Genomic DNA, 14,022 nt, shown 5'->3' with positions numbered 1-14,022 from the left:
ATCTGCAAGGCCCCCGCAGCCGGATTTGCCGCAAACGCTGCGACGATGGCCTGAGCCTCCTCGATTTCGGCAGCTGTCGGCGTAAACGCCTGGTTGATTATCGGGACCTGGGCTGGATGAATTGCCAGCATCCCCGCAAAGCCATCGGCGCGCGCGGCATCGGCAGCGGCTTTCAGCCCCTCACCATCAGCGAAATCGGCGTAGAGCGTGTCAATCGCCGCCACGCCCCGCGCGTGGGCGCTAAGCACCGTCTGGCTGCGCACGAAACGGAAAACATCGGTCCACTGTCCGGACTTGTCGCGCTTGCGGCTGGCGCCGATTGCGGCCGACAGGTCTTCCGCGCCCCAGGTCAGCCCGGCCAGGCGGGGCAACGATGCGGTCGCGTACGTGGGGATGGTCAGCGCGGCGGCGGCGGTTTCGCTGACCAGGGGCAGAATGCGGGTTGACCCTGCAGGTACGCCGCTGCGTCCTTCCAGCTCGTACAGCTCGGCGGCAAGCTGCTGAACCGCTTCAGGTCCGGCCGACTTCGGCAGCATGATCCCGTCGGGCGCGCCGGGCAGCACGGCGTGAAGATCCTCGCGCCAATACGGCGTATCGAGGGCGTTGATCCGCACCCAGCGCCCAAAAGCCCTGCCACCGGTGATCTGCGTGCGGTGTGCCTGCAGCCATTTGCACGCCATAACCCGGGCCAGCGCCTTGTTGTCCGGAACGACCGAATCCTCAAGGTCAACGATCAGCACGTCGGCCCCGGCAGACGGTGCCTTGCCCAGCTTTTTTTCGCTGTCTGCAGGTACGAACAGCCAGGACCGCATTGCCATTGTCCGCGTTTCCTTCAGCCTACTGCTTCAAGTGCAGGATAATCGATATAGCCTTCAGGCCCTGGCAAGTACCAGCTTTTCGGAGCATCGACATTGGGCGCCCATTGCGCGCCGTTGCGGATCCGCCACGGCAGGTCCGGATTGGAAATGAACGGCCGGCCGAAACTGATCGCATCGCAGCGCCCGGAACTGACATCGGTATCAGCCTGATCTGCGGTGTAGTCCGAATTGAGCACCAGCGGTCCGGTGTATATCGACCGGATGACTGCATCCTGCTGCGGAACATCGGTGCGTCCGAATGTGCCGTCCGAACCGGGTTGGCGCAGCTCGACAAATCCCAGACCGGCCTGCTGGCAAACCCGCGCGGCAGCGGCGAACAGCGTGGCCGGATCAGGATCATCGCAGCCTTGCGTTTCTCCATTGGGGGACAGCCGCACTGAAACGCGGCCCTTGCCCCAGACCGCCACCAGACGTTCCAGTACCTCGCGCAGGAATCGGGTCCGGTTTTCCGCGCTGCCGCCATAATCGTCATCGCGCAAATTGGTGCCGGCGCGCAGGAACTGGTCGACCAGGTACCCGTTGGCGCCGTGCAGCTGGACCCCGTCGAACCCGGCCGCCTGTGCATTTTGGGCGGCCTTTCCATAATCGTCGACGATCCGGCTGATATCATCCAGCGTGGCGGCGCGGGCCGGTTCGAAAGGTTTGCGGCCGGTCGGCGTGTGGGCATGATCGGGCGCGGTGGTGGCACTGGCCGAAACCGGTGCAGCACCGCCCAGGAAATCCGGGTGGACAAGCCGGCCCATGTGCCACAGCTGCAGTACGATGCGCCCGCCGGCATTGTGAACCGCGTCGGTCACCGGCTTCCACCCTTCGACCTGCGCCTGGCTCCAGATCCCCGGCGCGGCGGGCCAGCCCAGACCTTCGACGCTGATGCCCGTCGCCTCGCTGATGATCAGCCCGGCACCGGCGCGCTGGCGATAGTATTCTGTCATCATCGCGTTGGGGACCGATCCCGGGTCGGAACGACCGCGCGTCAGCGGGGCCATCAAGATGCGATTGGGCGCTTCGATCGCGCCAAGGCGCAGCGGCTGGAACAGGGAATCGTGCATCGGCAGGCCAGTCCTTCAATTTCGTTTTGCAATCGACCTGGCGGAGCTAAGGCGTGTCCATGGGGAATGCAACGGGGGCCGGCAGATTCAGGAACGGTTGGCGCTTTGCCGCGCTGATGGGTGGCAACGCCGCACTTGCCCTAGGGCCGTGGTTCGTCCGCATGACCGATGCAGGGCCGGTCTCTGCCGGGTTCTGGCGCCTGGTGCTGGCGCTGCCGCTGCTGGGCGGGATGGCGGTTGTCAGCAAGCAGCGCCTGACCGGATTCAGTCCGCCTGTCTGGTGGGCGATCGTCGGGGCCGGCGTGTTTTTCGCACTTGATCTGGGATCATGGCACATCGGCATTCATTATACGCGCATGGGCAATGCCACGCTGTTCGGCAATGCTGGCAGCCTGGTGGTGATGGCGTGGGGGATGTTCGCCCTGCGCCGCTGGCCGCTTCGAAACGAATGGCTGGCCTTTGGCCTGGCGCTGCTTGGATCGGCGATCTTGCTGGGACGTTCGCTTGAGATCGACCAAGCGACACTGATCGGCGACGTGTTCTGCCTTCTGGCGGGGCTGCTTTATGCCGGGTATATCCTGCTGCTGCAGCGGCCGCGGGCCAGCCTGGGCAATTGGTCGCTGTTGTTCTGGTCAAGCATTGTCGGTGCGCCGGTAATGCTGGGAATTGCTGCCGGACTGGGCGAACGGATCATTCCCGGTCAGTGGTGGCCACTGATCGCGCTGGCTTTGCTTAGCCAGGTGATAGGGCAGGGTCTGCTGATCTTTTCATTGCGGCATTTCAGCGCGTTGGTGTTTGGGCTGGCGCTGCTTAGTCAGCCGGCAATTGCGGTGGCGGTTGGCTGGCTGGTCTTTGACGAGGTGTTGGGCTGGCCCGATCTGCTGGGCATGGCGCTGGTCGCCGCGGCGCTGGGATTGGCGCACGTAAAGTTCTCTGCGAAATAATATATTTGCGTGAAAATGCAATTATCCGGCAATTTGTGTTAAATTGCTGAGCGGCCTTGCTAATTCTCTCATGATGTGGCGCATTGATCAGGCTGTTGCCAATACTGGTCTGTCCGGCTGGGGTAACAAAGCCAATCGGAGTCAAAATATATGTCGCGCACCGTGAAGCCTGCAGTTTCGGATTCTACGCTCGAAACAGAACTTGCCGCCTACCCCAAAGCCGACGCTTTCGAACTTATCGGAAAATATACCGCGGCGGCGAACGTGACCGCGGTTGCCGCCAGCGCCGATGATCCCTTGTCGTTCAATCTGGATATTTATGCCGGCGGCGGAAATACCTACCGCTCCAAGCCGATCTACACGCTGGATAAAGTGGTTGATCAAATCGATTCGGGCCGCACGTTGCCAACCCAGAATGGCGTCATAACCTACAGCTTCACCGACCTGTCGCACCTGACCGGTGTCTACAACAACAAGAACTTCGGCTTTACCGCGCCCGACGGTTTTTCCCCGTTCAGCAGTGCGCAGCGCGCCGAAGCGCGTCAATCGATCCAGTTGTGGGACGATCTGGTCGCACCGTCATTTGTCGAGAAAAAAGGTATCGGTGCGGACATCCAGTTCGCCAACAGCTTTGATCCGGCGCAGGCCTATGCGTATTACCCAGGCAACGGGCAGAAATATCAATCGGACGTGTTCATCGCCGATCCCACGATAAACTATACCAACAATTGGCTCAGCCTGGGCGGATACGGTGCAACCACGCTGGTCCACGAACTGGGCCACACCATCGGCTTGTCGCATCCTGGCAACTACAATTACGATCCGAACCTGGCGCTCAATTACGTCAATTACGCCGAATACGCGCAGGACAGCACCCAGTATTCAATCATGAGCTATTGGCGTGCCGGCGAAACGGGGGCGTCGTGGGTGAACTGGGGCCAGTTCCTCAACAATTACGAACAGACCCCCATGATCCACGATATCCTGACCGCGCAGACCAAATACGGCGCGGACCTGACCACGCGGACAGGCGATACGGTGTATGGGTTCAATTCAACCGCCGGACGGGACGTCTTCGATTTCACCCAGAATAAATGGCCTGCCATTTCCATCTTTGATGCCGGCGGCAACGATACGATCGATCTTTCGGGATTTACCGCTTCTGTGTTCCTTGATCTGCACGACGGCAAGTTCAGTTCGGCAGGCGCTGCAGTGCCTACCCTGTCCGAAGTAAATGCCAACCGTGCGGCTCTCAGCAGCGAGCTGGGCGTCAACTTCGGGCCGGTGCTGGCAAGCACGTTGGCGTCGGTCTCTGCGTCTCGGTTGACGCTTGCCGCCAACAAAATCGCTGCCGAAACGGGCGTCACGGGCGTGTTCGCGACAGAGTTTGACAATATCTCGATCGCCTATGGCACGATCATTGAAAATGGCATCGGTGGTAGCGCGCGCGATGTGCTTTACGGCAACGCGGTCAACAATGTGCTTAAAGGCCTGGGCGGTGATGATGTCATCGACGGGTTCGAAGGGGCTGACAGCCTGTGGGGCGGAGCCGGCAACGACACATTTTCGTTCCGTTTCATCGAACAGGGCGACGTGATCGAGGATTTCCAGTCGGGCGCTGACAAGATCGACCTGCGCGCAACGCAGATAGATTTCACCTGGATCGGTGACAGCGCATTTTCCGGACATGCAGGCGAACTGCGGTTTTCCGGCGATCTGTTGCAGGGTGACACAAACGGCGATGGCCTGGCCGATCTTTCGATTGCCGTGATGGGCAGCGATCCGCTGGTCACCGACATCCTGTTTATCTGACGGCAGCTCGGCAACGAAACGGCCGCCCCGGTACTGCGGGGCGGCCGTCTTGTTTTCAGCGTGCGCCCAGATCGCCCATGCCAACCGTGCTGCTGGCCATTTCGAGCATCCGGTCGAGGCTTTTTTTGGCCTGAAGGCGCAGACTTTCTTCGATCTCGATCCGCGGGGTAAGGTCGAGCAGCGTGGTATACAGCTTTTCCAGCGTATTAAGCGCCATATAGGGGCACACGTTGCAGCTGCACTGGCCATCGGCGCCCGGCGCGCCGATAAAGGTCTTTTCGGGCAGCGCCTTTTCCATCTGGTGGATGATGTGCGGCTCTGTCGCCACGATCAGCGTGTCACCGGGAAAGGTCTTGGCAAAGTTCAGTATGCCGCTGGTCGATCCGACGTAGTCGGCGTGGTCGACGATCGATGGCGGGCATTCAGGATGCGCCGCCACGGGAGCACCGGGATGCTGGGCTTTCAGCTTGAGCAGCTCGGTTTCGCTGAAGGCCTCGTGCACGATGCACACCCCTGGCCAGAGCAGCATGTCACGGTTGAACTTGCGCGCCAGATATCCGCCCAGATGCCGGTCGGGGCCAAAGATGATCTTTTGCCCCTCGGGAATCTGGGCCAGTATCGTCTCGGCGCTGGAACTGGTGACGATGATATCGGACAGCGCCTTCACCTCGGTCGAACAGTTGATGTAGGTCAGCGCAATGTGATCGGGATGCGCCTTGCGAAATGCCGCGAACTTTTCCGGCGGGCAGGAATCTTCAAGACTGCACCCGGCATTAAGATCGGGCAGCACGACGATCTTGTCGGGCGCCAGAATCTTGGCTGTTTCTGCCATGAACTTGACCCCGCAGAACGCGATGACATCAGCGTCAGAACTGGCCGCCTTGCGGCTCAGCTCAAGCGAATCGCCAACGAAATCGGCCAGGTCCTGGATTTCCGGGCGCTGGTAATAGTGCGCCAGGATGATGGCATTGCGATCCTTGCGCAGGCGGTCGATTTCGGTGCGCAGGTCAAGGCCGGCGAGAGACGTGGGCTGATCGGTCATGACCCCAAAGTGGCGGATCAGCGCCCGGTTCGCAAGGGTGTGCCGGGCGGCGGCGGATATTCAAGCCCCGGCACGGTTTGGCCCGGATATCCCGCGACTGCCGCTTGATAGATTGCAGAGCCGAGCGGAGTGACCGCTAACGCCCGCGCACCGATCAACGAGGCAGCAAGAGTTGCAATGCCGATCCACCAGGCGCGGTGGACTGAGCCGCTTCGGCGTTTGTCCCGTATCATCCCTGCAATAAGGAACAGGGCCGATCCGGCGCCCGCTGCTTCAAACGCCCAGGGAGCCAGCAGCGGCATAGGCAACAATCGCCCAAAGGCCGGTCCGGTCAGCATCGCCATGCCGCTGGCATGCAAGCGCGCATGCCAGTCAGTCTGGCGGCGCCGGATGACTGCAGCAATCGTGAGGCCCGCAAACCCCAGCAATGTTGCCGGATCGGCCAGCAGAAAGTGCTGCGGCGCAAAGAAGAACGGCACGTGGCCGTCGCGCGTCATGGCGACGATCACGGTCATTGCCGCTGCGAGCATCGCCGCCATCCAACCCAGCGCCAGCCAGCCAAGCTTGCGGTGCAGAGCGATCGGGCCTTTGGTTCCCAGGCGGCTTTGCAGCAGGAAGATCGCCACCCAGCCCATGAACAGGACTGCGTGGACATGAACCCGCAGCGGCGATGCGAAGGTTGAGCGGCCCATGGCCAGCTGCATCGAAAAGCCCGCGACCACGACCACCGCCATCGCGATAGCCAGCCTGGCAAAAAAATCCTCTCCGCGCGGCACGATGGGAACGTCGGAATCCGCGAATGCAGGATCAGCAAGAGTCGCCATTGTGAAAACCTTCCACAGCTGCGCGACCCTGACGTTGATTCAGGTGATTTTACGGACTGCTACGCCTGCGCAAAGATGCTGGCAAGAGACACTACTGCGGGGCCGGTTCGCCGTCGATCCGCACCCGCACGGTTACGTCGCCGTATCCTGCAACCTGTAACGGTATTGCCAGGTTGCGTTCGACCGCGTCCTTCGCCGCGCCGCGGGCCAGATCAACCAGCACCGGATTGGCCGCCTGATCGCTTGCCTGCTTTTCGGCCAGCAGGCTGTTGTCACGGGTCAGTTTGGCCTGTGCATCAGGAGTGATCCATACCCCCTCGCGCAGATATTGTGCCTTGCCTTCGTCAAGGTTGGGCCGGCCAATCCGGATCGGCGGCAAGGTGACGTCAAGCCGCATGGCCTGTGCATCCCACTTCATCCGGCTGCGATCCATTGCCGTCATGTCGATGACATAGTCGACCCGGGCAGGAATGACAGCAACCTGGCGGCTTTTCAGTATGCCGAACAGCCGCGCGTCGTCGGCAGCGACCACGGGCGATAGCTGCGCGGAAAAGACTGTCAGCTTGTCCTGCTTTTCCAGCGCCACCAGACTGTTGGCGATGGGATCGCCCAAGTCTTGCGGGCCGTATGCTTTCCACCCCAGCCATCCGGCCAGTGCCATGGCGGCTGCCAATCCCGCCGCCAGGCCCACGGTGCGGGGCGGGGCCGTGGTCAGGCTGCGATTGTCCATAGGTCCCCCTCATTGGTTACGCGGCCCTGGTGCCGCAGGTCGATCATGTGGGCCAGGACCGACCGCCCTGCTGCCCCGGTCAGGCGCGGATCCAGGCCCTTGTACATCACCGGCACCATATCAGCGATGCGGTGGGGTCCTTCACCCAGCAGGCGCAGAATCTGCGCTTCACGCTGACGGCGGTGGCCCAGCATCCCGCGGACCAGCTGGCGTGGCATTTCCACCGCAGGGCCGTGCGCCGGGTAATAGACCCGGTCATCGCGGTCGTGCAGTTTCTGCAGGCTTTTCATATAGGCGCTCATGTCGCCATCGGGCGGCGACACGACGCTGGTCGACCAGGCCATGACGTGATCCCCTGTAAACAGCGCGCCGCTTTCCAGGACGGCGTAACACAGGTGGTTACTGGTGTGGCCGGGGGTGGCCACCGCCTGGATCGTCCAGCCGTCACCCGCCAGCCGCTCGCCGTCGCTCAGCACGCGGTCAGGGCTATAGTCGGGATCAAACGCGGCGTCGGCGCGCGGGCCGTCGTCATCCATCGCCAGGGGCGCGCAGCCAATGATCGGAGCGCCGGTGCGCGCTTTCAGTTCTGCGGCGGCTGGAGAATGGTCGCGGTGGGTGTGGGTACACAGGATTGCGGCCAGCCGGGCCGTGCCAATCGCCGCGATGATCGCATCGACGTGTCCTTCGCCGTGGGTGTCGGCGTGTCCCGCAACGCCGGTTCCGGCCGGGCCGGGGTCGATCACCGCCACATCGCCGCCCGCACCGACCAGGTATGTCTGGGTGCCAGTGTAGGTATAGGGCGAAGCATTGGGGGCCAGCACGCGGCGGACCAGTGGTTCGCACTGTTCGGCAAGGCCGGTTGGCCAGGGTTTGGGCGGAATGCTCATCGCCGTCCGATATGGCGCTTAATGCGCGCCATTCCAAGCATCGCTATAAGGCGTGCTGGGCCAGCCGTTCGCGCAGCCGGGTAATTGCACTTGGCGCGCCGGTCGGGCGATCACGCCAGCCGTTGTCCAGACGCTTGAGCCGGGCGTGGAACAGCTCGGTCGCCCGGATCAGTTCGCGCATCGCGGGATCAAGCAGCGCCAGGTGGCTGGAATCGCCTTCAGGAAAATCGACCAGTTTGCCGTAGCGGCGCAACTGGAACTCGGACAGATCACCGGCAAAGTAGGCCCGGTGATTGAGCAGCCAGGCCACCGCGTGCATCATCCGCGTAGTGGTGCGCAGCGCTTCGCACGACAGGGCGACCTTGATCAGGTCGGCGTCATCCCCCTCGATCGCAGCATGCTGCGCGAAGGCGGATCGCACGTCATCGGACAGGGCCAGCGCTTCGCCATAAAGCGCTTCGACGATGCGGGGGTTGATGTTTGCCGGGGTCGCCATGGTGGCTGCGATAGGCCTGCCGAATCGCCCCTGCCAATGGTGTATATTCAGTTACGCACACCCATATCGAGACTGTGCCAGTGAGGGACAATTTTTGCCCCAAACCCCGGAAAATGCGTCAGTTTACCGGCTAAACCGATCAGGCGATAATGTCCGGGATAAGGTAATCGGCAATCATCGCGATCTGGTCTTTCAGCTTGAGTTTGCGCTTTTTCAGGCGCGCAATCTGTAACTGGTCGCTGCTGCCGCCCCCGGTCAGCGCATCGATCGCCGCGTCAAGATCGCGATGCTCGATCCGCAGCACTTCCAGGCGCTTGCGCATTTCCTCTTCATTCACGCGCGCACTCCCTGATGCCGGTTCGTCGCAGTCCGGGCGGCACTTGCCGCATCGGGTAATCAAGACGCTTCGCAAGATAGGCTTAATATGATTTCATGACAATCACAGGCCCTGCTGGTTAGCGAGTCGGGATGCCCGAACGCAGCTGTAAGGAATCCTGTGACCCCAATCGGGGGCGGACCAGAAGGAGATTCCAGAATGGAACAGTCGCACGTCAGCGCATTGCAGCTTAAGCATGCCGGTATCGAACGGCAGCTTCAGGATGAAATGAGCCGACCCCTGCCAGACCTTTCGCTTGTCCAGACATTGAAGAAGCGCAAATTGCGCATCAAGGAAGAACTCACCCTCACTTAGGCCAGTACTTTTCGGCCGCGTTCTCCCGATACTGATCGGGGAAGCGCGGCGCGGATATTTTCGGTAAGCCGCGTTTTCTTGGGACCCGCTTTCGGTTAGGGTCGGCCCATGACCGTTCCCAGCGCCGTATCCGCGGCTCGCACGATCCTGACCCGCCTGCATGACGTGATGGCATCGCGCAATCACGCCCAGGCCAAGCTCAACACCGTGGTCGAAGTGATCGGTGAGGGCCTGGATAGCGAGGTGTGTTCGATCTACCTGCTGCGTGAAGGCATGCTTGAACTGTTCGCCACCCGCGGGCTGGCGCAAGAGGCCGTCCACGTCACCCGCATGGCCATCGGCGAAGGTCTGGTCGGCACGATTGCCGAGAATACCGAAACCCTCAACCTGGCAGAAGCGACCGCCCATCCCGACTTTTCCTATCGCCCTGAAACCGGCGAGGACAAGTTTCACTCGTTCGCCGGAGTGCCGATCGTCCGGCGCGAACGGGCGGTAGGTGTCTTGTGCGTTCAGCATGTCGATCCGCGCCGCTACGAGGAAGTCGAAATCGAGGCATTGCAGACCACCGCCATGGTCCTGTCCGAATTGATTTCCAACGCCGCCCTGGTCGACGAGGAGGAAGTTGCCGGCCTGTCGCCAAAGCTTTCCGGGCCGCAACGCTTGTCCGGGCTGACGCTGGTGAAGGGCCTTGCCGCCGGTGCCGCGGTATTCCACCAGCCGCGCATTACCATCGAACACGTCATGGCCGATGACCGCGATGCCGAATTGCAGCGGGTTTACCTGGCCTTTGACAAGATGCGCGAACAGATCGACCGGATGCAGGCCCAGGCCGAGTTCGGCGTGGGCGGAGAGCACGAGGAGGTGCTCGAAACGTACCGGATGTTTGCCTATGACGAAGGCTGGAGCCGCCGGATCATCGAAGCGATCGACAGCGGGCTGACCGCCGAGGCTGCGATCGAACGAGTGCAGCAGCGCACCCGGATGCGGATGCGCCAGATCGACGATCCGCTCTTGGCTGACCGGATGCACGACCTGGAAGACCTGTCGAACCGGCTGCTGCGAATTGTTTCGGGCCAGATGGGCACCGCCGCCAGCATGGGCCTGCGCCAGGATTCGATCCTTATTGCCCGCAATCTGGGGCCAGCCGAACTGCTTGAATACGACAAGCGGCGGCTCAAGGGCGTGGTGCTGGAAGAAGGATCGCTGACCGCCCATGTGGTCATCGTGGCGCGTGCCATGGGGATCCCGGTGCTGGGCCGGGTGCGCGGCCTGCGGGGAGTAATTCGTGACGGCGATCCGTTGCTGCTGGATGCGGACAAGGGAGATGTCGTCGCCCGTCCGCTGCCGGCTGTGGCCGAAGCGTTCGAAGCGCGGTTTGCCAAAAGCAAGGAACGTGCTGCCGCTTATGCCGCGCTGCGCGATGTCGAACCGTTTACCCGGGACGGAACGCGCATCTTGGTGATGATGAACGCGGGGCTGCGCGATGACATGCCAAACCTGGCGCTGACCGGCGCTGACGGGGTCGGGCTGTTCCGCACCGAGTTCCAGTTCCTGGTGTCTGCCACACTGCCGCAGCGCGAACGCCAGACCCGCCTGTACCGCGATGTGATGGAGTCAGCCGGTGACAAGCCGGTGGTCTTCCGCACCGTCGATATCGGCGGCGATAAGGTTCTGCCCTATCTGCGCCATAACGACGGCGAACATGAGGAAAATCCCGCGATGGGCTGGCGCGCCCTTCGCGTGGCCCTGGAGCGCGAAGGCTTGCTTAAAGTCCAGGCGCGCGCCCTGCTGGAAGCGGCAGCGGGCCGCACGCTCAACGTGATGTTCCCGATGGTCAGCGAACCGTGGGAGTTCGATGCCGCCAAGGCCGTTTTTGAAAGCCAGCTTGCCTATCTCAGGGGCTTGAAGAAAAAGCTGCCCGAAGCGATCCGCTATGGCGCCATGCTCGAAGTCCCGGCGCTGGCCGAACAGCTTGACATACTGGCGCCGCGGCTGTCGTTTCTGTCAATCGGCACTAACGATCTGACTCAGTTCCTGTTCGCAGCTGACCGGTCGAATCCCAAGCTCGCAGAGCGTTACGATTGGCTTAGCCCGGCGATCATGCGGTTTTTGCGGCGTGTGCTGGCAGGGGTTGTCGGCCACGAGGTGGACGTAACCGTCTGCGGCGAAATGGGCGGTCGGCGCCTTGAAGCACTGGCCCTGATGGGTATCGGTATCCGCCGCCTGTCGATTACGCCCGCCGCGGTCGGTCCAATCAAGGAACTGGTCCGCAAGGTTGATCTTACCGACATCGGTACGGCGATGAATCAGTGGCTTGTATCGCCGCCTCCAGATTTGCGCGCAGCACTAACCGCGTGGGCTCAGGAACGCGATATCGACGTTGATTGAGGCGGCCCGCATTACCGGCCTGTCACGTTTCCCGCGCATCCTGTCGTCACTCTGCCCCCGAATGGACGGAATTGCGTTGACTTGAGCGGCGCTGAACGATTTTCTGCACCCGGATATAAAAAGAACACCAATTTTCGGGGTCGGAATGTCGGAGACTGAAGTGACTGAGGCAGAATTGCCTCTGGAGAATGTCGGCGCTCGCTTAAGGCGCGCGCGTGAAGCGTCTGGGATGAGCCGCGCGCAGCTGTCCGGCGTGACCAAGATTCCCGAACGCCATCTTGCCGCGATCGAGGCGAGCGATTTCTCTGCCTTGCCAGCGCGGACTTATGCAGTTGGATTTTCGCGCAGTTACGCCAAGGCGCTCGGCCTTGACGAACGCGAAATTGTGGATGCCGTGCGCGCCGAACTGATGCATCAGGAGCCAGCGCCGCTGCGCGGGATCCCGGCGTTCGAACCGGGCGATCCGGCGCGCGTACCTGGTGCGCGCTTTGCCTGGATTGCCGGTCTGGCAGCGCTGCTGGTAATCGTGGCTGGAATCGCTTTTGCATGGCGCAGCTATTATGCCCCGGCTGGCGAACTGCCATCGATCCTGACGGAAGAAAGCGCCGCACCGGCCATCGCTGCCGCAAATCCCGCCACGGCGCCGATCAATGGACCGGTTGTTTTCACCGCGCTGGCCCCGTCGGTATGGGTCAAGTTTACCGACGGCACTGGCAAGCAGCTGATGCAACGGGAAATGACCCAAGGCGAAGTCTGGACCGTTCCGCAGGATGTGGCCGACGTCAAATTGTGGACCGCCCATCCCGAAGCGCTGGCCATCACCGTCGGCGGCCAGGCTGTTCCCAAGCTTTCCGAAACCCAGCAAACGGTGCGTGACGTGCCGGTTACGGCTGCTGCATTGCTGGCCCGCAATGCGGCTCCCGCTTCGTCCGCGGCCCCCGCAGTAAATGCGGCATCGCCTACTGCCGCGGCAATGGCCCAGCCTGCGCGCCGGCCTGACGGCGCTGCACTGCCCCGCCGCGTTGCCCAGACCGAGCGCCCTTCTGCGCAGCTGGTTACCGCCGGGACGCCGCCCGCAGCGCCTGAAGTCGCCGCACCGTCTGCGCCCGTGCCCACCCCTGCGGGCACCTGATCGGGCCTAAAACCTGCGCAAAAGCGTCCAAGCGATGCTCGACACGGCGGTCAGCGTGCGGCTAACAGGGCATTGATGGTTAATCGCAGGTTTGGCTGCGCTGCCACATAGGCGGCGCTCTGCGTTATTTGAGGACGGATTGCACATCATGACCCGACTGCTCCGCGCGACGCGCCCGGTTCTTGTCACCCTGGTCCTGGCCTTGGCCGCACCTGCGCTGGCGCAAAGTACGCCTGCCAACACCGATGCGCGGCTGCGCGCGGTCGAAGCGGAAGTAAAGGCGCTGCAGCGCCAGGTGTTTCCGGGTGGCGATGGCAAATATTTCCCGCCTCAGGTCCAGCCTGGTCAGCCCGTTACCGCGCCAACCGGGACGCCTGCTACCACCCCGGTCAGCGATCTGCTGGTTCGGATGGATGCGGTTGAAGCGCAGCTTGCCCGGCTGACCGCACAGGGTGAGGAAAACGCCAATCGGCTGGCCAAGCTCGAAGCGCGGTTGCCCCCTGCCGCGACGGAAACCGCGCCTGCGGCCGGCGCCCCCGCCGCGCTGGTGCCCGCGCCAACAGCCACGACCACATCTGCAGCGCCTGCGGCTTCGGCGGTCAGCACCGGGTCCACAACCAATACCAACCTGGCCGCGATGACCGGCGGTGCATCAGCGCCCAAGCCGGCACCAGCCGCGGCCGCTCCGGCTATACCGGCTGCTGCTGCTACATCGCGTGTTGCGGCGGTAAAGGCGATCCAGAAGCCGTCGACCAGCGATGTTGGCGATGATGAATACAGTTACGGCTTTCGCCTTTACGATGCCAAGTTCTATCCCGAAGCGCAGCAGCAATTAAAAATGTTCCTGCAAAAGTATCCCAAGCACAGCCGGGTCAGCTTTGCCCGCAACCTGCTTGGCCGAGCCTATCTGGATGAAGGCAACGCGCGCGAGGCGGCCAGCTGGTTCCTGCAGAATTACCAGGCCGACAAAAAGGGCGATCGCGCGCCAGACAGCCTGCTTAATCTGGCGCAAGCCATGCGCCAGCTTAAAGATACCACGCGGTCCTGCGTGGCATTGGCCCAGTTTGGCGATGACTATTCGGCCGAAGCGGCCGGGCGTCTGAAGACCCAGTACGACGCGTTGCGCAAAGAGGTTAAGTGCAATTGATA

14 protein-coding genes are annotated in these 14,022 nt (G+C 62.3%); 6 read left to right on the top strand and 8 right to left on the bottom strand.

From position 1 onward, the window contains the following. On the bottom strand, nucleotides 1-818 hold an 818-nt coding region (locus tag Q0L62_RS04965; RefSeq protein WP_296677253.1), incomplete at its 3' end, for a CoA ester lyase. Nucleotides 819-832: 14 nt separating this feature from the next. Beyond that, nucleotides 833-1,927 carry an alkene reductase gene (locus Q0L62_RS04960; protein WP_296677251.1) on the bottom strand — a complete coding sequence of 365 codons (1,095 nt, stop codon included), beginning with the start codon at nucleotides 1,925-1,927 and terminating at the stop codon, nucleotides 833-835. A gap of 59 nt (nucleotides 1,928-1,986) precedes the next feature. On the opposite strand from Q0L62_RS04960, the gene Q0L62_RS04955 reads away from it, so the two are divergent. Next, entirely contained in the window at nucleotides 1,987-2,871 is an 885-nt protein-coding gene (locus Q0L62_RS04955) for a DMT family transporter (protein ID WP_296677249.1), read from the top strand. A gap of 150 nt (nucleotides 2,872-3,021) precedes the next feature. Continuing rightward, nucleotides 3,022-4,683 carry a M10 family metallopeptidase C-terminal domain-containing protein gene (locus tag Q0L62_RS04950; RefSeq protein WP_296677247.1) on the top strand — a complete coding sequence of 554 codons (1,662 nt, stop codon included), beginning with the start codon at nucleotides 3,022-3,024 and terminating at the stop codon, nucleotides 4,681-4,683. Between the two features lie 55 nt (nucleotides 4,684-4,738). On the opposite strand, the gene nadA is transcribed toward Q0L62_RS04950, so the two are convergent. The 6 genes from nadA to Q0L62_RS04920 form a co-directional block, all read right to left on the bottom strand. Then, nucleotides 4,739-5,725 carry a quinolinate synthase NadA gene (gene nadA, locus Q0L62_RS04945; RefSeq protein ID WP_296677246.1) on the bottom strand — a complete coding sequence of 329 codons (987 nt, stop codon included), beginning with the start codon at nucleotides 5,723-5,725 and terminating at the stop codon, nucleotides 4,739-4,741. Between the two features lie 17 nt (nucleotides 5,726-5,742). After that, nucleotides 5,743-6,549, bottom strand: coding sequence for a hypothetical protein (locus tag Q0L62_RS04940; protein ID WP_296677243.1), 807 nt, complete (start codon nucleotides 6,547-6,549; stop codon nucleotides 5,743-5,745). A 91-nt stretch (nucleotides 6,550-6,640) separates the two neighbouring features. Continuing rightward, nucleotides 6,641-7,279 (bottom strand): DUF4230 domain-containing protein, encoded by a 639-nt coding sequence (locus tag Q0L62_RS04935; protein ID WP_296677240.1) that lies wholly within the window; start codon nucleotides 7,277-7,279, stop codon nucleotides 6,641-6,643. Next, complete coding sequence (locus Q0L62_RS04930) at nucleotides 7,261-8,166, bottom strand: MBL fold metallo-hydrolase (protein WP_296677237.1); 906 nt, start codon at nucleotides 8,164-8,166, stop codon at nucleotides 7,261-7,263. Before Q0L62_RS04930 ends, Q0L62_RS04935 begins: the two co-directional genes overlap by 19 nt. A 43-nt stretch (nucleotides 8,167-8,209) precedes the next feature. Continuing rightward, nucleotides 8,210-8,662, bottom strand: coding sequence for a DUF1465 family protein (locus Q0L62_RS04925; protein ID WP_296677235.1), 453 nt, complete (start codon nucleotides 8,660-8,662; stop codon nucleotides 8,210-8,212). Between the two features lie 139 nt (nucleotides 8,663-8,801). After that, nucleotides 8,802-8,999, bottom strand: coding sequence for a DUF465 domain-containing protein (locus Q0L62_RS04920; protein WP_296677232.1), 198 nt, complete (start codon nucleotides 8,997-8,999; stop codon nucleotides 8,802-8,804). A 198-nt stretch (nucleotides 9,000-9,197) separates the two neighbouring features. Between Q0L62_RS04920 and Q0L62_RS04915 the strand changes: the two genes are divergently transcribed. The 4 genes from Q0L62_RS04915 (at nucleotide 9,198) to Q0L62_RS04900 (ending at nucleotide 14,020) form a co-directional block, all read left to right on the top strand. After that, on the top strand, nucleotides 9,198-9,353 hold the full coding sequence (locus Q0L62_RS04915) for a DUF465 domain-containing protein (RefSeq protein WP_296677229.1): 156 nt from the start codon (nucleotides 9,198-9,200) through the stop codon (nucleotides 9,351-9,353). Nucleotides 9,354-9,461: 108 nt separating this feature from the next. Beyond that, entirely contained in the window at nucleotides 9,462-11,741 is a 2,280-nt protein-coding gene (ptsP, locus tag Q0L62_RS04910) for a phosphoenolpyruvate--protein phosphotransferase (protein ID WP_296677227.1), read from the top strand. A 145-nt stretch (nucleotides 11,742-11,886) separates the two neighbouring features. Continuing rightward, a complete protein-coding gene (locus Q0L62_RS04905; RefSeq protein WP_296677225.1) occupies nucleotides 11,887-12,873 on the top strand; it encodes a helix-turn-helix domain-containing protein in 987 nt (328 codons plus the stop codon). A gap of 148 nt (nucleotides 12,874-13,021) precedes the next feature. Beyond that, complete coding sequence (locus tag Q0L62_RS04900; protein WP_296677222.1) at nucleotides 13,022-14,020, top strand: hypothetical protein; 999 nt, start codon at nucleotides 13,022-13,024, stop codon at nucleotides 14,018-14,020. Nucleotides 14,021-14,022: the final 2 nt, after the last annotated feature.

It is taken from the genome of Novosphingobium sp. (assembly GCF_024642085.1).
GTDB lineage: Bacteria > Pseudomonadota > Alphaproteobacteria > Sphingomonadales > Sphingomonadaceae > Novosphingobium.
The sequence above is the reverse complement of the archived record's forward strand: the minus strand, read 5'-3'. Positions and strand labels throughout refer to the sequence as shown.